Raw genomic sequence first — 18,975 nt, forward strand, 5'->3', positions numbered from 1 at the left:
TCGCTATTCGCGCGCGAGCAAGGCCTGCGCCGCGCCCTCGGCGTCGCCTTGCTCGTCCTCGATCGTAACGACGACCTTGGTCAATTCGCCGGTGAAAGCGAATGGCGCGGAATAGCAGGAGACCGGGCTCGATCGATCGTGACCGATGTCGAGCCCGGACCAGCTGATGAAATTGACGAACCCGAAACGGATCGTGCCGTCGCCGACCGGTTTGCCATCACAGCGCAATTCGGCCCGCACCGGGGCGCCGTGTGCGACATGGACCGACAAAACGTGTTCGCCCGCTGGGACCGGCGTGTTAGACGAGACGATCTGGTGCTCGCCGACATTGACGTCGAAATGCAGGCGATCGTCCTTCACGTACAGGCTGTAGCCGCAGGTGGCGTCGCCGTGCGCGATCAGCACGCCTTCGTTGCCGGGCGCCACGATCGCATGCGCCTCGATCCGGTACGACCGGGCGCGCAGATCGGGAGCGATATCGGTCGGGATGTGCCCCATCCCTTTGTGGAAGGTGAAAATGCGGCGATCGCCCAGCCGGCGCGTCGCATTTTCGGCGAAGCGCGGGCCGAAGCGATCATCGAGCGGCAGGACCTGATGCGCCTCGGCTTGCTGCCACCACAGGTCGACCAATTCGGCGAGCTTCTCGGGATGCTCGGCCGACAGATCGTGCGTCTCGGCGAAGTCGGTCGACAAGTCGAACAATTCCCATTTGTCGGCGTCGTACGGCGTGCCCGGCGGGTGGAACGCGACCGCTTTCCAGCCGCGATGGATGATCCCGCGATGGCCGAACATCTCGAAATATTGCGGCGTGTCGCGCTCCAGCGCGGCGGCGTCGGTCAACGAGGCAGCGAAGCTGACGCCCTCGATCGGCATCTGGTCGACGCCGGCGACGCTGACCGGCGCATCGATTCCGATAAGCTCGAGCAGGGTGGGGACGAGATCGACCGCGTGCGCGAACTGGTGGCGCACCTCTCCGCGTGCGGCCAGGCGTTTGGGCCAGCTCACCACCAGCGGATCGCGGATGCCGCCGCCATGCGTGTTCTGCTTGTAGCGCCTGAGCGGCGTATTCGACGCCATTGCCCAGCCGAGCGGGAAGTTGGAATGCGTGTCGGGCCCGCCGATATCTTCGATCCGCGCGATCTTCTCCTCGATCGTCTCGGGCCGCATATTGTACGGCCCCATCGCATTGACGAAGCCGTAGCCGAGCCCTTCCTGGCTCGCGCCATTGTCCGACAGGACCAGGATCAGCGTGTCGTCGGTCAGCCCGGCGGTGTCGAGGAAAGCGGCCAGCCGCGCGATGTTCTGATCGGCATGGTCCAGCATCGCGGCATAGGCACCCTGGAGCCGCGTGAAGAGCCGTTTCGCATCGGCGTCGAGGCCGTCCCAGGGCTGCACGAAGTCGTTGCGCGGCGGCAGCGTCGTGTCCGCCGGCACAAGCCCCATCTCGATCATCCGCGCCAGCCGCCGCTCACGCTCCGCGTCCCAGCCGTCGCGGAACATCTCGTCATATTTCAGGATCAGGTCGCGCGGTGCCTGATGCGGGGCATGGCACGCGCCATAGGCCAGCCACAGCAGGAACGGCTTGTCCGGCCGCGCGGCGACATGATCGGCGACGTAGCGGATCGCCTCGTCGGTCAGATCCTCGGTCAGGTGATAGCCGCTCTCGTACGTGCCCGGTGCGGGAACCGGCGTGTTGTCGCGCACCAGCTCCGGCGCATATTGGTCGGTCTCGGCATCCATGAAGCCGTAATAATGATCGAACCCACGCCCCAGGGGCCATCCGTCGTGCGGACCTGTGGGACCGGTCTCGTCGAGGGGCGTGACGTGCCACTTACCGACCATATAGCTGTTATAGCCGTGCGGCCGCAGCATCTCGGGCAAAGTGCCGGCCTCGCGCGCGATCTTGCCGCGATAGCCGGGATAGCCGCTGTCGAAATTGGCGAGGCACCCCATGCCGACCGAATGATGATTGCGTCCCGTCATCAGCGCGGCGCGCGTGGTCGAACACATCGCGGTGGTGTGGAAGCCGGAATAGCGCAGGCCCCGCGCGGCGATCGCGTCGATCGCCGGCGTCGCGATTGGGGACCCGTAGCAGCCGAAATCCGACAGGCCGACATCGTCGAACAGGATGACGACGATATTGGGGGCGTCCGCCGGCGGCTTGGGCCCCGATGGCCGGAACGGCGCATGCGGTGCGGCGAGCGGGTCGCGGTTGGGCATCTTTACTCTCCTGGCGACCCGCGTTTTCCTTGCGGGTTTGTGTCAGCCTATGGAGTGGGGCAGGGGCCCGACAAGGCCTGCCTTACGCGCATTGAACAGCGGGCCTGGTCAGGCGGCGATGCGCAGCCAGATCGCGGTGGCGTCGTCGCCCTGTTTGAAGCGCGGCCAGCGGACGCATTCGAAATCCTCGGCCTCGGCGGCGCGCAATTGGGTGGCGATCCCCGGCAGGCCGCCCTCCGCCAACAGGCCGGGCAGCGCCGCCTGGTCGATCAACCGATAAAGGTCGGCGATCGCGACGAAGCCGTCGCTCATCAGCAGCAATTCGTCGCCGGCCACGCAGGGCTGGCTGGAATAATAGATATGCTCGGCGCCGGCGGGGTCGATCCCGAGCACCTGGCGTTCTGGCCGGCTGCGCGCCGTGCGCAGGACATCGAGTATTGGTGCCGCGCGTTTGACCGATCCCAGGCCGTGATGCGCCACGCTCCGCGCGAGGTCGGTTTCATCGTCGCGAATATCGCGCTGCGGTCCGATGCGCATCGCGTGGCCGTCGCGGATGAGGAGCGCGGCACAATCGCCAAGCCAGGCGCAGTCGACGACATTGTCCGCTACCGCGACTGCGAGAAACGAGGCGGACGGTATCTCCCACAGCTCCGGCTCGCGCCTGCGCGCCTCGGTGAAGCGGGCGGCGACATGCTCGAATACGGTCCGGCACACTTGCTCGATCGACCCACTATCGGCGGCGGCGAAGGCACGGTCGGCCTCCGCCGCGATCCATGCCGCGCCGCCGCGATTACCGAGCAGCCCCGGCTCGCCGAGATCGGTGGCGCCATCGATCACCCAGGCATGGGCATGGCCCGCGCCGGTGCGATCGTCATTCGCCTTCGAGGAATCGCCGGCGATCGACAGCGACTGGATCAGGTCGAGATGCATGCTCGCCCCTTCGCTTTTGGAGGAGTCAGGCGCCGGCGGCGTCGAGCTTGTCGAGTTGAGCGGCGCTGAGCGTCAGGTCCATCGCCGGGAGCAATTCCTCGAGTTGCTTCACGCTGGTCGCACTGGCGATCGGCGCGGTGACGCCGGGTTGCGCGGCGAGCCAGGCGAGTGCGATCTGCGCCAACGTCGCGCCGGTTTCTGCGGCGACTTCATCCATCGCCTTCAGCACAGCGAGGCCCTTGCCCTCGAGATAGGCGGTCATCCGCCCGCCACGCACGCTCTTCCCGAGATCGTCGCCCGAGCGGTACTTGCCCGTCAGAAAGCCCGAGGCGAGCCCGTAATAGGGCAACACGCCAATGTTATACTCGACGCAATAATCCTGCAGTTCGCCTTCGAACTTGTGGCGGCTGACCAGATTGTATTCGGGCTGCAGTACCTGGAAATGCGGGAGGCCGGCGGCGCGCGCGACGTCGTTGGCCGACTTGAGCCGCGCGGCATGGAAGTTGGACGCGCCGAGCACCGCGACCTTGCCCGCCGCGACCAGTTTGGCGAACGCCTCCATATAGGCTTCCTGCGGCGTCGCGTCGTCGTCCTGGTGCGCATAATAGAGCGCGATCTGCTCGACCCCGAGCCGCTGAAGCGAAGCGTCGCACGCCTCCGCGATTCGTGCGGGAGCGAGCTTCTCGCCCGCCGCGCTCGGCAGCATGCCGACCTTGGTGGCGACGCCGATCTGCTTGCCGCTTGATTTGATCCACTCGCCGATCACGCTTTCCGATTCACCGCCTTTGTGGCCCGGCACCCAAGCCGAATAGACGTCGGCGGTGTCGACCAACGTGCCGCCCGCATCGACGAAAGCGTCGAGCACGGCGAAACTGGTCGCCTTGTCGGCGGTCCAGCCGAACACGTTGCCGCCGAGGCACAGCTTCGGGGTGTGCAGATGGCTGGCGCCGAGGCGGCGGAGGTCGGTCATTGCGCGTTTCCTTGGTCGGACGGCGTCGGGTCGGATGGCTGGGCGGGTACGGCGGTGTTGGCGTCCAGCATTGCCGCGGCGTCGTTCAACGCCCGCTGGTCGTCGGCCGACACGCCGCCGGTATCGTCACGGCTAGAGCACGCCGCCATTCCCATCATAAGGGCGAGGCCGGCGAAAGCGAGGCGAGCGCGCATCAATCCTCGATCTCGTTGCCGGCATCCTTCAACGCCTGACCGGCATCCTTTTTCGCGTCGCTGGTCGCCTTGCCCATCTTGTTCGACGTGGCATCCATCTTGTTCTCGGCGGCGCCCAGCGCCGAATCGACCGCGGCATCGGTGGTGTTGACCGCGCGCGCCATGGTCGCGTTGGCGTCACCCGCCATCGTGTTGGCCGCTTCCGCCGCTTCGTTCTGCGCCTTGTTGCTGCACGCGGCGATGCCGAGCGTGGCGACGATCGCGAGCGATACGGCGAGTGTCTTGGGAGCCTTGGTCATCCGGAAATCTCCTGCGAATTGGGTCGAAACACCGCTACCGCCGCCTCGTTCCGCGCGCAACGCGTTGACGGCATATAAAGATATCTTTATATCTCTATCTGCCATGCCGAACGCCCTCGACATCTTCCGCGCGCTTGCCGATTCGACGCGGCTACGGATCGTCGCGCTGGTGCGCTCGATGGAGCTGTCGGTCGGCGAACTCGCGCAGGTATTGGGGCAAAGCCAGCCGCGCGTCAGCCGTCACGTCAAGATATTGTCCGATGCCGGCATCGTCGAGCGCCGCAAGGAAGGCAGCTGGGTGTTCGTCGCGATGGGCGCGCGCGACGTGGCGGCGCCGCTGTGCACCGCGCTCGATGCCTGGGAAGGCGACCGCGCTCATGCTCGCGCCGAAGCCGATGCGGCGCGCCTGGCGGCGGTCCGCGCCGACCGCGCCGCGCACGCGGCGGGCTGGTTCGAGAGCAATGCCGGCGAGTGGGATGCGATCCGCTCGCTTCATATCGCCGAGGAGCAGGTCGAAGCGGCGATGGCCGCGGTACTCGGCGATGCCCGGGTCGAGCGGCTGGTCGATATCGGCACCGGCACCGGGCGGATGCTCGAATTGTTCGCCGGTCAGGCGGATCATGCACTTGGGATCGATCGCAGTTCCGAGATGCTACGGCTGGCGCGCGCGAAGCTGACCGAGCGCGGGCTCGACAATACGGAATTGCGCCAGGCCGATCTCTACGCGCTGCCATTGGATAACGGGACCGCGGACCTGGCGATCCTGCACCACGTTCTCCATTTCGCGCAGACGCCTGACGCGGCGATCGCCGAGGCCGCGCGGGTGCTGGGACCGGGCGGCCGGTTGCTGATCGTCGATTTCGCGCCGCACGGACGCGAGGAATTGCGGATTCGCGACGCGCATGCGCGTCTCGGTTTTTCGGACGAGCAGATGCTCGGCTGGTTCGACCATTCGGGTCTCGCGCCGATACGGACCGAGACGCTCGAGGGCGGCGAACTGACGGTGAAATTGTGGCTGGCGCGCAAGGCAGGCGCGCCGGCGCGTATAGCGGAGGCAGCGTAATGGTTTCGGTCAAGCAGATGGCGGAGGCGCGGCTGGCGCTGGCGAGCCCGTTGTTCGCGGATGTCGCGGGCGACGCGCAGGTCAGCTTCGAATTCTTCCCGCCCAAGACCGAGAAGATGGAAGAGACTCTTTGGGAGTCGCTGCAGACGCTCAGCCCGCTCGCCCCGCGCTTCGTCTCGGTGACCTATGGTGCCGGCGGATCGACTCGCGAGCGGACGCACGCGACCGTCGCCCGGATCGCGCGCGAGACCAACATCCCGGCCGCCGCGCATCTCACCTGCGTCGAGGCGACCAGGGAAGAGATCGACCAAGTCGCCGACGATTATTGGAATGCCGGCGTCCGACACATCGTCGCGCTGCGCGGCGACCCGCCGCGCGCGGGCGAGAAATATGCCACTCATCCGGGCGGCTATGAGAATGCCGCCGATCTCGTCGCGGGGCTGCGCAAACTCCGTCCGTTCGAGATTTCGGTCGCGGCCTATCCCGAATGCCATCCTGACTCGCCCGATGCGGCCGCGGACATCGACAATCTCAAGCGCAAGCTCGATGCCGGCGCCAGCCGTGCGATCACCCAGTTCTTCCACGAGGCGGAGACTTTCTTCCGCTATCGCGATGCCCTCGCCGCGGCGGGCATCGACGCCGAGATCGTGCCCGGAATCATGCCGGTGATGAACTTTGCCAGCGTCCAGCGCATGTCGGCGATGTGTGGGACGGCGGTACCGAGCTGGATGGGGCGGCTGTTCGACGGGCTCGACGATCATCCGGCGGCGCGGCAATTGGTGGCGGCGACGATCGCCGCGGAATTGTGCCGGCGGCTCTATGCGGGCGGCGTGCGCAATTTCCACTTCTACACGCTCAACCGCGCCGAGCTGAGCTACGCGATCTGCCATCTGCTGGGGATCCGGCCCAAGGACGCGGCGAAGGCCGAGGCGGCGTAATTTCTGCCGTCATGCCGGGCTCGTCCCGGCATCCACCGTGCCGCTTCACCTGCGGTCGATGGGAAAAGCGGCATAGTGGACCCCGGCACAAGGCCGGGGTGACGGAGTATGATAATGGCAACGGCACGTGAAAAACTACTCACTGAGGCAGCGAAGCGCATCCTGATCACCGATGGCGCGTTCGGGACCGAGATCCAGAACTGGAAACTCGCCGAGGCGGATTATGCCGGCTCGCTGGGCCTGAGCCACGACCAGAAAGGCAATAACGACATCCTCGCGCTGACCAAGCCCGAGGTGCCGGCATCGATCCACCGCGCCTATTTCGAGGCGGGGGCCGACATCGCCGAGACCAACACCTTCTCGGCCAATCGCATCAGCCAGGCCGATTACGGCGCCGAGCATCTGGTCCGCGAGATCAACCTGGAAAGCGCCAAGATGGCGCGCGCCATCGCCGACGAATTCGAGGCCAAGGATGGCCGCCCGCGCTTTGTTGCCGGCGCGATCGGGCCGACCAACAAGACCCTGTCGCTGTCGCCCGACGTCAACGACCCCGGCTATCGCGAGATCGACTTCGATTACCTCAAGGACGTGTATCGCGAGCAGATCGATGCCTTGGTCGAAGGCGGGATCGATTTCGTCCTGATCGAGACGGTGTTCGACACGCTCAACGCCAAGGCCGGCGTGATGGCGGCGATCGAGGCGGGCGAGGCGCTCGGCCGCGACTTGCCGATCATGCTGTCGATGACGCTGACCGATCTCTCGGGCCGCAACCTGTCGGGCCACACGGTCGAGGCCTTCTGGCACGCCGTACGCCATGCCAAGCCGGTGACGATCGGGCTCAATTGCTCGTTCGGCGCCGAACAGCTCCGCCCGCACGTCAAGACGCTGGCCGAGATCGCCGACACGCTGATCATGGTCTACCCGAATGCGGGCCTGCCCAACGAACTCGGCGCCTATGACGAGGAGCCGGCGACGACCGCCGGTCTGGTCGGCGAATGGGCGGAAGCCGGACAGGTCAACATCCTGGGCGGCTGCTGCGGCTCGACCCCGGCGCACATCAAGGCGATCGCCGACGGGGTGAACGGACTTGCCCCGCGCAAGATCGTGACGCCCGAGGTGCGGACGCGGCTCGCCGGGCTCGAACCGATGATCATGGCGGCGTAACTTCCCCTCCTGCTTGCGGGAGGGGCTAGGGGAGGGCGTGTCCTCCTCTTCGCCGCTCGAAGAAGAACAAGACAGACCCTCCCCCAACCCCTCCCGCAAGCGGGAGGGGAGTTAAGAGTAAAACATGACCACCACGCCTTCCTCCGCCAATTTCGTCAATGTCGGCGAGCGCACCAACGTCACCGGATCGGCGGCGTTCAAGAAGCTGATCATGGCCGGCGACTATGCCAAGGCGGTCGAGGTCGCGCGCCAGCAGGTCGAGAACGGCGCGCAGGTTGTCGACGTCAACATGGACGAAGGCCTGCTCGACGCGGTCCACGCCATGACCACCTTCCTCAAGCTGATCGCCGCCGAGCCCGATATCGCGCGCGTGCCGGTGATGATCGACAGCTCGAAATGGGCAGTGATCGAGGCGGGGCTGAAATGCGTGTCGGGCAAGCCGATCGTCAATTCGATCAGCATGAAGGAAGGCGAGGAACAGTTCCTCGAACACGCCCGCAAGTGCATGGCCTATGGCGCGGCCGCCGTGGTGATGGCGTTCGACGAGACCGGCCAGGCCGATACCAAGGAGCGCAAGGTCGAGATTTGCGAGCGCGCCTATAAATTGCTGACCGGGATCGGCTTTCCGCCCGAAGACATCATCTTTGACCCCAACGTGTTCGCGATCGCGACCGGGATCGAGGAACACAACAATTACGGCGTCGATTTCATCGAGGCGACGCGCGAGATCAAGCAGCGCTGCCCGCACGTCCATATCTCGGGCGGCCTGTCGAACCTGAGCTTCTCGTTCCGCGGCAACGAGCCGGTGCGTCGCGCGATGCACTCGGTGTTCCTCTATCATGCCATCCCCGCGGGCATGGACATGGCGATCGTCAATGCCGGCCAGCTCGACGTCTACGACACGATCGACCCCGAGCTGCGCCAGGCCTGCGAGGACGTCATCCTCAACCGCGATCCCGATGCCGGCGAGCGGCTGGTCGCGCTGGCCGAGAAGTTCCGCGGCACCGATGCCGCGGCCGAAAAGGCGGCCGAGGAATGGCGCGGCTGGTCGGTCGGCAAGCGGCTCGAACATGCGTTGGTCAAGGGTCTCGACCAATATGTCGTCGAGGATACGGAGGAAGCGCGTCTACAGGCCACGCGCCCGATCGAGGTGATCGAAGGCCCGTTGATGGACGGGATGAACGTCGTTGGCGACCTGTTCGGGTCGGGCAAGATGTTCCTGCCCCAGGTGGTGAAATCGGCGCGCGTGATGAAGAAAGCGGTCGCCCACCTGCTCCCCTATATCGAGGCGGAGAAGGAAGAAGGCGCCAGGGGCAAAGGCAAGGTCATCATGGCGACCGTCAAGGGCGACGTCCATGATATCGGCAAGAACATCGTCGGCGTGGTGCTCCAGTGTAACGGCTTCGAAGTCGTCGATCTCGGCGTGATGGTGCCCTGGTCGAAGATCCTTGAAGCGGCGAACGAGAACGATGCCGACATGATCGGCCTGTCGGGCCTGATCACGCCGAGTCTCGACGAGATGGTTACCGTCGCCGAGGAGATGAAGCGCGCCAAGATGACCATGCCGCTGCTGATCGGCGGCGCGACGACGTCGAAGGTCCACACCGCGCTGCGCATCGCGCCGGCCTATGACGGTCCCGTCGTCCACGTGCTCGACGCCAGCCGCGCGGTCGGCGTCGCGACGACGCTCGTGTCCGACACGCAGCGCGACGACTACGTCGTCAAGATCGCCGACGACTATGCCGCCGTGCGCAAGTCGCGCGAGAACAAGGGTCAGAATGAATTGCTGCCGCTGGCCCAGGCGCGCGCCAATGGCTTCAAGGCCGACATGGCGCTGAAGCCGCCCGCGCCCAAGCAGCCGGGCCGCCACGTCTTCGCCGACTGGGATCTGAACGATCTGCGCGCGTGCATCGACTGGACGCCATTCTTCCGCGCCTGGGAACTCGCCGGCACCTATCCCAAGATTCTCGACGACGAGATCGTCGGCGAAAGCGCGCGCTCTTTGTTCGCCGACGCCAACAAGATGCTCGACAAGATCGTCGCTGAAAAGTGGCTGACCGCGCGTGCCGTGGTCGGACTGTGGCCGTGCGCGCGCTACGAGGATGACGTGGTCGTCGCGCCCGAGGGCGACTGGACCGCCGAGCAATTGCGCAGCTTCGATTTCCTCAACCTGGCGGATGACGAGAGCCACGTGCGCCTCCCGTTCCTGCGCCAGCAGATCGCCAAGCGCGAGGGGCGGCCCAATATGTGCCTGGCCGATTTCGTCGATCCCCAGGGCGACTGGCTCGGCGGGTTCGCGGTGTCGATCCACGGCATTGAACCGCACCTCGCGCGGTTCAAAGCGGCGATCGACGATTATTCCGACATTCTGCTCAAGGCGCTCGCCGACCGCTTCGCCGAAGCGCTGGCCGAGCGGCTCCACCAGCATGTCCGCACGACGTTGTGGGGCTATGCCGAGGGCGAGCAGCTGACCAACGAGGCGCTGATCCGCGAGCAATATCGCGGCATCCGCCCGGCGCCGGGCTATCCCGCCTGCCCGGATCACAGTCTGAAGCCGATCCTGTTCAAGCTGCTCGACGCGCATCATGCGACCGGCATCAGCCTGACCGAAAGCTTCGCGATGCTGCCGACCGCGGCAGTCAGCGGCTTCTATTTCGGGCACCCGCAGGCCGAGTATTTCGGTGTCGCGCGGATCGGCCGGGACCAGGTCGAGGATTATGCCGTGCGGCGCGGGACGGATTTGCCGACGACGGAACGGTGGCTGCGGCCCAATCTCGACTGAGATCGCGTCCGAAACGGAGGCATCTCGCGTGGATGCGGAGGTATTCGGCTGGTAATCTGTCCCTGACGGAAATGGGGAGGGATCGATGGCCGATCATGACGCCGTGCTCGCAGCAATCGACGCGGCTTATGCCGCGCGCCAACGCGGAGACAAGAAAGCGCTCGCCACGCATTTCGCGCCGGGCGCCACATTCCGGGTGGTGGGCCGAAGCGATGTCATGGGATTCGACGTCGGTCCGGTCGACGCGCTGGGCGCGATCAACGAGTTGATCGACCTCTTCACTTTCCATGAGATGGAGCGGCTGCACGCCGCGGTGAGCGATCACACCGCGTTCGTCCATCTGCGCATCGATGTCTCCGCGCGCGGCGGTGAGCGAGATGTCACCGAGATATGCGACATCTGGACGCTGGACGACGACTTGAAGACGGTGTCGCTGGTCGAGTTCGCCGACACCGCGTCGATGGCGCAAATGGCCGCGAGCGCGGCGACGGGTTAGCGCGCGCGGATTGCGCAACTCTTCCACAAGGGGAGAAGGAATTTGTCTCCCATTGGGTCATCGCTCGACATGATTCACATCTGAGACGACCACGCGCAGAGGAATGGCGGAATTAACCGTCATTCCCCCTTCAGCCGGCAGACCAGGCGTAGAATAGCCACGCGCGAAGGAGTCCCCCAATGCGCCGTGCCCTATTCGCCTTGCTCCCGTTACTCGCCGCAGCACCCCTCCAGGCGGAGCCGGGCGCCGCGCCGTTTACCGTGCAGGAAACCGGGCAAGGCTTCGCCAATCTCGACGATGCGGTGCAGTCGATCCGGATGGGCACTGCGACGATCCTGATTGCGCCGGGCGTCTATCACCAATGTACTGTCCAGGCGGGCGGCAACATCACCTTCAAGGCGGCGCAACCAGGCACCGCGATCTTCGACGGCGAGACGTGCGAAGGGAAAGCGGCGTTCGTGCTGCGCGGGCTGTCGTCGGTGGTCGACGGCATCGTGTTCCGCAACATGCGCGTGTCGGATGGCAACGGCGCCGGCATCCGCACCGAGATGGGCAATCTGACCGTCCGCAACTCGATGTTCCTCGACAGCCAGGAAGGCATTCTCGGCGGCCAGCCGACGGGCCAGCAGATCGTCATCGACCGTTCGACCTTTTCCGGGCTCGGCCAGTGCGACGAGACCGTCGATTGCTCGCATTCGATCTATCTTGCCAACAAGGGGTCGGTGACGATCACGCGGTCGCGGTTCGAGCGCGGTACCGGCGGGCATTACGTCAAATTGCGCGTGCCCAATCTGTCGATTACCGACAACAGTTTCGATGACAGTCAGGGTCGCAAGACCAATTACATGATCGACCTGTCGGAAGGCGGCACCGGACTGATCGCGCGCAACACCTTCGCCGATGGACCGAACAAGGAGAATTGGACCGGCTTCATCGTCGTCGCGGCGGAAGGACGGACCTATTCCTCGACGGGGTTGAAGGTGGTGGGCAATACCGCAACGCTCGCGCCCAATTTCGGCAAGAGTCCGGCGTTCGTCGCCAATGTCGGGCGCGATCGGCTGGACGTGGGCGAGAACCAGCTCGCCCAGGGCATCCGGAAATACGAAGAGCGCTGAGCGGGCGGGAAAACGCTTCCACCTCCTTCACGCGTCCCCGGCGAAGGCCGGGGCCCAGCTTCGGCGAATTCCAGGTGGTATCCCGCCGTCGAGATTATATCGCGACTGGGCCCCGGCCTTCGCCGGGGAGGGGTATTGATTACCAGCGTTTGGCTAAGTTCTACGGCCGATTGGACAGCTGGAACCGATTCCCATCGGGATCGTCGCCATCGCACAGATGCAAGTCGCCGAAGACCTTGACCGGTCCCATCCTGGCGCCGCGCGATATCAGATCTTCGCGCGCCGCCGCGACGTCGTCAGCGTGGAAGACGATCTTGTGCGGCCCTTCGAAATCGGGACCGATCTCCACGCCCTTGCCCGCGGCATGGATCGCGATGTTGCAGCCGCCTGCGGCAAGATCGGCCCAGCCGTCATCCTCTTCGACGACATCGAGCGCGAACATGTCGCGATAGAAATCGCGCATCGCGGCGAAATTGTGCGTGAAGATGATCACGCGGCGCATGGCGTAGCTCATGGACAGGTGCTCGCCGTACCGCTGTCGAGGTCGAGGCAGCGGCCATCGACATCGCCCGGCTTGAGCGCGAAGCCGAGCACGCCGGCCAGGCTGGGCATGATGTCGACCGTCTCGATCGACAATGGCTGTTCGAACCCCTTCATCCCCTTGCGCCAGAACAGGATCGGCACGCGGCGATCATAATCCCAGGGCGATCCGTGCGTCGCCACCGCGCCGGGATAGTCGCCCGGCGGGATCGCGGTGATGCGGGGTTTGAGGAACACGACAAAATCGCCCGAGCGCGCGGGATCGAACGAGGCCCGCTCGCGCTGCAGCAACGTCCAGCCCTCGGGCGGGCCTTCCGGTAGCGGCGCGGCGGCGATCTCCGCCTGGGTATAGACCGCGGCTACCTGGGGATCGGCGCGATAACGCGCGACCGCGGCAGCAAGCACCTTGGCGCGCTGATCGCCGGTCAGCTTGGGATCGATCCAGACGTCGCCATTGGTGACGCCGTACAGGATGCGTCCGGTCAGCCCCATATCCTTGGCGATCGCATCGCCCACGGTTTTGGGCGTCAAAGCGTGGGCGACGCGATCGGCCATCGGCATGGCGCGCTCGCGCTCGCGCTCGGGAATGTCGTTGCCGCCATGATCGGCGGTCAGCGCGACGACATAGTCGACGCCGGTCTTGTCCAGCGCGGCGAACAATTTACCGAGCGTCTGGTCGAGAGTGGCGAGCTGGATGCACATCTCCGACCCCTCGGTGCCGTAGGTATGGCCGACATAATCGGTCGCCGACGCGCCGATCGTCAAAATGTCGGTCGACTTGCCATGGCCGAGCTTCATGTCGCGGACCATGGCGCTCGCGAGCCCGACGATTGCGCTGTCGAAGGCGGGAGAAGCCTTCCATTGCGGCTCGTTCTTGGCGGGACGCGCGAAACGGCCCGCGCCCACCGTCTGACCATTGGCGAGGATCGCGCGATCGACCGGCTTGCACCAATCGGGTTCGGCGAAGGCGGCGCCGGGCTTGGCGATCTCCGCCTTCGCCGCGGCGTTGGCGGCGATCACTGCGGCGGGCTCGGTGCGTCCGGCATAGGATATGAAGCCCTTGCCGTCGCGCCAGAACCAGAGCTGATCGACCTTGTGTCCGCCCATCATGATCGCCGCACGGTCCTTGCCAGCTACCGACACGGTGCGCACGTCGGGATCGGCATCCTTCATCCGCTCGCCCAGGGTCGGCACGCGCAGGTGGATGTCGGACGCGACATAATCCTTGGCGGGGCCTTTCGACGGGTCCTCGGCGCAATAGACCGATCCGGGCCGCGGGCCGGTCCATTCATACCAGTCGTTGGCGATGATCCCGGTCCGCGTCGGGCGATCGCCGGTCATGATCGTCGAATGGCCCGGGCAGGTTTCGGTCGCGGCGTGGCTCTGGAACCCGGCCGGGAACACCGCGCCGTCGAGCAGCCGCTTGAATCCGCCGGTGAACCGATTGCGATATTCGGCGAACAGATCGGCGGAGAACTGATCGACTGAAACCACCACAACCAGTTTCGGCGGCGGTGCTTTGGCGGGGGCAGGGGCTGGCGGCGCATCCTGCGCGGCGAGCGGCGCCGCGGTGAGCATGAGGGCGAGCGGGACGAACTTGGCAAGGCGCATCGGGGGGAAACTCCGCTGTCGGACTGGGCGAGGCGTTGAAGGACCGCTAAGGGGCTGATGTGTTAGGTACAAGGGGTCGCATGCGCGCGCTCGGTTTCGCTTTCGTGACGATGATGCTGGCGATGATCGCCTGGGCCCTTCCGGCACAGGCGCAAGGCGATCCGGCGAACGATCCGCCCCCGCATCTGAAGATCCAACTCGTCGCAGAGACCAGCACGCCCAAAGCGGGCAGCAGGATCAATCTCGCGCTCGACTCGCGACCGCAGCCGGGCTGGCATGGCTATTGGCAGAATCCGGGTGACGCCGGATTTCCGGCGAAATTCGCCTGGACGCTACCTAGCAAGATAACCGCGGGCGATCCGCGCTATCCGGCGCCGCAGCAACTGATCGTCGCCGGGCTGATGAACTATGTGTTCGAGCAGCCTTATGCGGTGATCGTGCCGCTGACCGTGCCCCAGGGACTGGCGGCGGGAACCAGGCTGCCGATCAAGCTGCACCTGCAATATCTCGTCTGCACCAAGACCTTGTGCGTTCCCGAACAGGCCGATCTGGCGACGGAGCTCACTGTCGGCGACGGGCAACCCGATCCGGTACATGCGGCGCAGTTCGCGCAATGGATGCGCGCGTTGCCGCAGCCGCTCGGGTCGCGCGCGACCTATCAGGCGCAGGGCGGCGCGGTGCGGATCGCGATTCCCTATCCGGCGGGCGCGGCGGCGGCGGCAGCCTATTTCTACCCAATCACCGCCGATGCGATCGACTATGCCGAGCCGCAGAAAGTCGCGCGCGAGGGCGATAGGCTCATCGTCACCACCAAGGGCAAGGGCGCGTCCGGACCGATCGAGGGCGTATTGAATGTCGACGGCCATGCGTTGGCGCTGACTGCCGATCGCGGCGTGGTGCCGGTGCCTACCGCGACAGCCAGCGGGAGCGATTGGTCGACCGTGTTGCTCGCCTTTCTCAGCGCGGTGCTCGGCGGGCTGATCCTCAACGTCATGCCCTGCGTGTTCCCGATCCTGAGCCTCAAGGCGCTGAGCCTGGCGCGTGCGGGCGGCGACGAGCGCGCCGCCAGACACGATGCGCTGGCCTATGCAGCCGGAGCGATCGCCGTCTGCTTCGCGCTCGGCGTCGTCATCCTGGCGTTGCGGGCGGGCGGCAGTGCCGTCGGTTGGGCGTTCCAGCTTCAGGATCCGCATGTCGTAATTTTGCTGTTGATGCTGACCGTCGCCATCGCCCTCAACCTCGCCGGGGTGTTCGAAGTGCCCGTCCCGGGTTTCGTCAATCGTACGGGCGGCGCTAGTGGCGCGTTCGCCACTGGCGCGCTTGCCGCTTTCGTGGCGACACCGTGCGCCGGCCCATTCATGGCGACGTCGCTCGGCGCGGCGCTGATCCTGCCCTGGCCGGCGGCGCTGGCGATTTTCGTCGGGCTCGGCCTGGGTCTGGCCCTGCCGTTCCTGTTGCTCGGTTATGCACCGTCATTGCGCAAGCGATTGCCTCGGCCGGGGCCTTGGATGGACACGTTGCGGCGTATCCTGTCGATCCCGATGTGGCTGACCGCGGTGGCGCTTGCCTGGGTGCTGGGCAGGGAGGCTGGCGTCAACGGCATGGCATTGGGGCTGCTCGTCTCGCTTGGTGCGGCAATCGTCTTTTGGGTGGCGGGACGACGTCAGGCACGGGGATTGGGCTTCGGCGCCGTGGCCGTGCTGCTGCTGGTCATCATTGCGGGTGCCGGCGCGTGGCTGGTCCGTGTGCAGCCGGCCGAGGCAAGCGTCGTCGGCGCGGAGGAAGAAAAGTTCAGCGAGGCCCGGCTCGCACAACTCCGTGGGCAGGGCCGTCCGGTGTTCGCCTATTTCACCGCGGACTGGTGCCTGACTTGCAAGGTCAACGAACGCGTCGCGATCGACACCGATGCCGTCCACGCCTCGTTCAAGGCGAAGAACGTCGCGGTGCTGGTCGGCGACTGGACCAATGGCGATCCAGTGCTCGGCCGCTTCATCGAAGCGCATAATCGTGCGGGCGTGCCGCTTTACCTCTATTATCCGGCGGGCGGCGGCGAACCGCGCATATTGCCGCAGGTGTTGACGCCATCGCTGTTGGAGGAATTGCAATGATCGCCAGGATGCTGGGAATGGCCGCCGCGGGGCTCATGCTGGTCGTTGCCGCGCCGGCTGCCCCCGCTGACGATCCGCCCGCCTGGACCCAGCCGACCAAGCCGTTCCGCATCGCCGGCAACATCTATTATGTCGGGACCGCCGGCCTGGCATCCTATCTGATCGTCACGTCCAAGGGGCTGATCCTGCTCGACCCCACGATGGAAGAGAACGTCCCGGCGATCGAGGCGAACATCAAGGCGCTTGGGTTCAAGCTGTCGGACATCAAGATCCTGCTCAACAGCCACGCGCATTTCGATCATGCCGGCGGCCTCGCCGCGATGAAGCGCGATACCGGCGCCAAGCTCGACGCGATGGAAGGCGATGTCTGGGCGCTCGAGAACGGCAAGCATTTCGGCGACCAGAATTATGTCGGCACCTTTCCGCCCGTGAAGGTCGATCGCCACCTGAGCGATGGCGACAAAGTGAGTTTGGGCGGGGTGACGATGACCGCATTGCTGACCGCCGGGCACACGCACGGGTGCACGACCTGGACGACGACGGTGAGGCTGAAAAGCGGGGTGAAGAGCGTCGTGTTTCCCTGCAGCCTGTCCGTCGCCGGCAACAAGCTCTACGGCAACAAGACCTACCCCGGCATCGTCGCGGATTACCGTGCGAGCTTCAAACGGCTCGGCGCGATGAAGGCGGATATCGTGCTGACCGCGCATCCGGAATTGTCCGACGTGATGGCGCGCAAGGCGAGCGGGAAGTGGCTGACGCCGGACTTGCTGCCGAAGATGGTCGCGGAGTCCAAGGCGGCGTTCGACAAGGAACTGCTCAAGCAGCAGGCGATCGCGAAGTAAGGTAGCTCCCCCGCGGCTCGCTAGCTCGCCGAGCGCCGCCGGAAATGCGTGCCCCGCACGCATTTCTTTTCGGCGGCGCTTGTGCGCCGCAGCATTCCATTGCAGCATGGAACTCTGACATCTGGCGGGGCTTTGGCATTTGGTGGGAATCGGGCCGGCGTTTGACGAGATCATGGGCACTTCGGGTGCTACGCTCGTTCGCCCCGAATTGACGGCGCTCGGTGAGTGGCTCGACACCACTGACGCCGCCGAGCTCAAGCGCCGCCAGCAATCGGCCGAAGTAACCTTCCGCCAGCTCGGCATCACTTTCGCGGTCTATGGCGATGAGGATGCCAGCGAGCGGATCATCCCGTTCGACATCGTACCGCGCGTGTTTCTGGCCGACGAATGGTCGCGGTTGTCCGCCGGGCTGGTGCAGCGGGTCGAGGCGATCAACGCCTTTCTCGACGACATTTACGGCGCCCGTCGGATCATGAAGGACGGCGTCCTCCCGGAGGATCTGATCTTCGGCAATCCGCAATTCCGGCCCGAAATCGCCGGGATGCGCCCACCGCATGGCATCTGGGCGCATATCTGCGGGATCGATCTGGTGCGGACCGGGCCCGACGATTTCTTCGTGCTGGAGGACAATGCCCGGACCCCGTCGGGTGTCAGCTACATGCTTGAAAACCGCGAGGCGATGCTGCGGCTGTGCCCCGAATTGTTCCGCCAGTTCCGTGTCGCCGCGGTCGATTCCTATCCCGACCGCCTGCTTCAGACGATGAAATCGGTCGCGCCGCAGGGCACGGGAAGCAATCCGGTCTGCGTCGTGCTCACCCCCGGCCATTTCAATTCGGCTTATTACGAACACAGCTTCCTCGCGGACTCGATGGGCGTCGAACTGGTCGAGGCGGCGGACCTGGTGGTCGACGACGACATCGTGTGGATGCGCACGATCGCCGGGCGGGTGAAGGTCGATGTGATCTATCGCCGGATCGACGACGATTATCTCGACCCGCTGGTGTTCCGCCCGGATTCCATGCTCGGCGTGCCGGGTCTGATCGCGGCCTATGCGGCGGGCAATGTCGCCTTGCTCAACGCGCCGGGCAACGGCATCGCCGACGACAAGGCGATCTATTCCTACATGCCAGAAATCGTGCGCTATTATACCGGTGCCGAGGCCAAGCTGCCCAACGTCCAGACCTTCCGCTGCCGCGAGCCCGAGGCGTTGAAATACGTGCTCGATCATCTCGGCGAATTGGTGGTCAAGCTGGTCGACGGATCGGGCGGTTACGGCATGCTGGTCGGGCCGACTGCCTCTAGGGACGAGATCGAACGGTTTCGCGCTGCCCTGATCGCCGAGCCGCACCGCTACATCGCGCAGCCAACTCTGGCGTTGTCCACCGTGCCTACGTTGGTCGAGCAAGGCCTCGCCCCGCGGCATGTCGATTTCCGCCCCTTCGTGCTGACTGGATCGAAAGGGATACAGGTCGTGCCTGGTGGCCTGACTCGCGTCGCGCTGCGGGAAGGATCGCTGGTGGTCAATTCGTCGCAAGGCGGCGGGACCAAGGACAGTTTCGTGCTGCTGGATAACGGGCCGGCGCATTTTCAGGTGCAGTCATGAGCGGTGCATCCGAAATCCTCCCCGGAACGGGGAGGGGGACCGCCGCCGAAGGCGGTGGTGGAGGGGGGGCTCCACATCTACATCGCTTGGGGCCAGCCCC

General features: G+C 65.5%; 16 protein-coding genes. 9 read left to right on the top strand and 7 right to left on the bottom strand.

Annotated features, from left to right (window positions below; translation table 11 throughout):
• Positions 1-3: 3 nt before the first annotated feature.
• From SMA01S_RS11125 to SMA01S_RS11145, 5 genes are all read right to left on the bottom strand, one after another.
• Positions 4-2,220: an arylsulfatase gene (locus tag SMA01S_RS11125; protein WP_066821604.1), complete on the bottom strand. Its 2,217-nt coding sequence runs from the start codon at positions 2,218-2,220 to the stop codon at positions 4-6.
• A 108-nt stretch (positions 2,221-2,328) separates the two neighbouring features.
• Positions 2,329-3,150 (bottom strand): PP2C family serine/threonine-protein phosphatase, encoded by an 822-nt coding sequence (locus SMA01S_RS11130; RefSeq protein WP_066821607.1) that lies wholly within the window; start codon positions 3,148-3,150, stop codon positions 2,329-2,331.
• Between the two features lie 25 nt (positions 3,151-3,175).
• Complete coding sequence (locus SMA01S_RS11135) at positions 3,176-4,120, bottom strand: aldo/keto reductase (protein WP_066821610.1); 945 nt, start codon at positions 4,118-4,120, stop codon at positions 3,176-3,178.
• Positions 4,117-4,314: a hypothetical protein gene (locus SMA01S_RS11140; RefSeq protein WP_066821613.1), complete on the bottom strand. Its 198-nt coding sequence runs from the start codon at positions 4,312-4,314 to the stop codon at positions 4,117-4,119. Before SMA01S_RS11140 ends, SMA01S_RS11135 begins: the two co-directional genes overlap by 4 nt.
• Positions 4,314-4,613: a hypothetical protein gene (locus tag SMA01S_RS11145; RefSeq protein ID WP_084250242.1), complete on the bottom strand. Its 300-nt coding sequence runs from the start codon at positions 4,611-4,613 to the stop codon at positions 4,314-4,316. The genes SMA01S_RS11140 and SMA01S_RS11145 overlap by 1 nt, the downstream gene beginning before the upstream one ends.
• A gap of 103 nt (positions 4,614-4,716) precedes the next feature.
• Here SMA01S_RS11145 and SMA01S_RS11150 point away from each other — a divergent pair, with 103 nt between their 5' ends.
• The 6 genes from SMA01S_RS11150 to SMA01S_RS11175 all read left to right on the top strand — a co-directional run bounded on the left by SMA01S_RS11150 (position 4,717) and on the right by SMA01S_RS11175 (position 12,171).
• Positions 4,717-5,676: an ArsR/SmtB family transcription factor gene (locus tag SMA01S_RS11150; RefSeq protein ID WP_066821616.1), complete on the top strand. Its 960-nt coding sequence runs from the start codon at positions 4,717-4,719 to the stop codon at positions 5,674-5,676.
• Entirely contained in the window at positions 5,676-6,614 is a 939-nt protein-coding gene (gene metF / locus SMA01S_RS11155; protein ID WP_245649243.1) for a methylenetetrahydrofolate reductase, read from the top strand. The genes SMA01S_RS11150 and metF overlap by 1 nt, the downstream gene beginning before the upstream one ends.
• Before the next feature lie 114 nt (positions 6,615-6,728).
• Positions 6,729-7,778 (top strand): homocysteine S-methyltransferase family protein, encoded by a 1,050-nt coding sequence (locus tag SMA01S_RS11160; protein ID WP_066821678.1) that lies wholly within the window; start codon positions 6,729-6,731, stop codon positions 7,776-7,778.
• A 124-nt stretch (positions 7,779-7,902) separates the two neighbouring features.
• Complete coding sequence (gene metH / locus SMA01S_RS11165; protein WP_066821619.1) at positions 7,903-10,560, top strand: methionine synthase; 2,658 nt, start codon at positions 7,903-7,905, stop codon at positions 10,558-10,560.
• Between the two features lie 85 nt (positions 10,561-10,645).
• The gene (locus SMA01S_RS11170) at positions 10,646-11,056 is read left to right on the top strand and encodes a nuclear transport factor 2 family protein (RefSeq protein WP_066821622.1); all 411 of its coding nucleotides are present in this window, start codon (positions 10,646-10,648) and stop codon (positions 11,054-11,056) included.
• A gap of 179 nt (positions 11,057-11,235) precedes the next feature.
• Positions 11,236-12,171 carry a polysaccharide lyase domain-containing protein gene (locus SMA01S_RS11175; protein ID WP_066821626.1) on the top strand — a complete coding sequence of 312 codons (936 nt, stop codon included), beginning with the start codon at positions 11,236-11,238 and terminating at the stop codon, positions 12,169-12,171.
• Positions 12,172-12,331: 160 nt separating this feature from the next.
• On the opposite strand, the gene SMA01S_RS11180 is transcribed toward SMA01S_RS11175, so the two are convergent.
• Positions 12,332-12,685 carry a VOC family protein gene (locus SMA01S_RS11180; RefSeq protein WP_066821629.1) on the bottom strand — a complete coding sequence of 118 codons (354 nt, stop codon included), beginning with the start codon at positions 12,683-12,685 and terminating at the stop codon, positions 12,332-12,334.
• On the bottom strand, positions 12,682-14,322 hold the full coding sequence (locus tag SMA01S_RS11185; protein WP_066821632.1) for an alkaline phosphatase family protein: 1,641 nt from the start codon (positions 14,320-14,322) through the stop codon (positions 12,682-12,684). Before SMA01S_RS11185 ends, SMA01S_RS11180 begins: the two co-directional genes overlap by 4 nt.
• An 80-nt stretch (positions 14,323-14,402) precedes the next feature.
• Here SMA01S_RS11185 and SMA01S_RS11190 point away from each other — a divergent pair, with 80 nt between their 5' ends.
• From SMA01S_RS11190 to SMA01S_RS11200, 3 genes are all read left to right on the top strand, one after another.
• Positions 14,403-16,430, top strand: a complete 2,028-nt coding sequence (locus SMA01S_RS11190; RefSeq protein WP_066821635.1) for a protein-disulfide reductase DsbD family protein — start codon at positions 14,403-14,405, stop codon at positions 16,428-16,430.
• Positions 16,427-17,272 (top strand): subclass B3 metallo-beta-lactamase, encoded by an 846-nt coding sequence (gene bla, locus SMA01S_RS11195; protein ID WP_245649244.1) that lies wholly within the window; start codon positions 16,427-16,429, stop codon positions 17,270-17,272. The genes SMA01S_RS11190 and bla overlap by 4 nt, the downstream gene beginning before the upstream one ends.
• A gap of 172 nt (positions 17,273-17,444) precedes the next feature.
• Positions 17,445-18,875, top strand: coding sequence for a circularly permuted type 2 ATP-grasp protein (locus SMA01S_RS11200; RefSeq protein WP_174543116.1), 1,431 nt, complete (start codon positions 17,445-17,447; stop codon positions 18,873-18,875).
• The last annotated feature ends 100 nt before the right edge of the window (positions 18,876-18,975 follow it).

This window comes from Sphingomonas mali NBRC 15500 (assembly GCF_001598415.1).
Taxonomy (GTDB): Bacteria; Pseudomonadota; Alphaproteobacteria; order Sphingomonadales; family Sphingomonadaceae; genus Sphingomonas; species Sphingomonas mali.

Excerpts from the sequence above, each read along its gene's own strand:
- SMA01S_RS11125 (WP_066821604.1), bottom strand. The coding sequence starts at position 2,220 with ATGCCCAACCGCGACCCGCTCGCCGCACCGCATGCGCCGTTCCGGCCA.
- SMA01S_RS11130 (WP_066821607.1), bottom strand. The coding sequence starts at position 3,150 with ATGCATCTCGACCTGATCCAGTCGCTGTCGATCGCCGGCGATTCCTCG.
- SMA01S_RS11135 (WP_066821610.1), bottom strand. The coding sequence starts at position 4,120 with ATGACCGACCTCCGCCGCCTCGGCGCCAGCCATCTGCACACCCCGAAG.
- SMA01S_RS11140 (WP_066821613.1), bottom strand. The coding sequence starts at position 4,314 with ATGCGCGCTCGCCTCGCTTTCGCCGGCCTCGCCCTTATGATGGGAATG.
- SMA01S_RS11145 (WP_084250242.1), bottom strand. The coding sequence starts at position 4,613 with ATGACCAAGGCTCCCAAGACACTCGCCGTATCGCTCGCGATCGTCGCC.
- SMA01S_RS11150 (WP_066821616.1), top strand. The coding sequence starts at position 4,717 with ATGCCGAACGCCCTCGACATCTTCCGCGCGCTTGCCGATTCGACGCGG.
- metF (WP_245649243.1), top strand. The coding sequence starts at position 5,676 with ATGGTTTCGGTCAAGCAGATGGCGGAGGCGCGGCTGGCGCTGGCGAGC.
- SMA01S_RS11160 (WP_066821678.1), top strand. The coding sequence starts at position 6,729 with ATGGCAACGGCACGTGAAAAACTACTCACTGAGGCAGCGAAGCGCATC.
- metH (WP_066821619.1), top strand. The coding sequence starts at position 7,903 with ATGACCACCACGCCTTCCTCCGCCAATTTCGTCAATGTCGGCGAGCGC.
- SMA01S_RS11170 (WP_066821622.1), top strand. The coding sequence starts at position 10,646 with ATGGCCGATCATGACGCCGTGCTCGCAGCAATCGACGCGGCTTATGCC.
- SMA01S_RS11175 (WP_066821626.1), top strand. The coding sequence starts at position 11,236 with ATGCGCCGTGCCCTATTCGCCTTGCTCCCGTTACTCGCCGCAGCACCC.
- SMA01S_RS11180 (WP_066821629.1), bottom strand. The coding sequence starts at position 12,685 with ATGAGCTACGCCATGCGCCGCGTGATCATCTTCACGCACAATTTCGCC.
- SMA01S_RS11185 (WP_066821632.1), bottom strand. The coding sequence starts at position 14,322 with ATGCGCCTTGCCAAGTTCGTCCCGCTCGCCCTCATGCTCACCGCGGCG.
- SMA01S_RS11190 (WP_066821635.1), top strand. The coding sequence starts at position 14,403 with ATGCGCGCGCTCGGTTTCGCTTTCGTGACGATGATGCTGGCGATGATC.
- bla (WP_245649244.1), top strand. The coding sequence starts at position 16,427 with ATGATCGCCAGGATGCTGGGAATGGCCGCCGCGGGGCTCATGCTGGTC.
- SMA01S_RS11200 (WP_174543116.1), top strand. The coding sequence starts at position 17,445 with ATGGGCACTTCGGGTGCTACGCTCGTTCGCCCCGAATTGACGGCGCTC.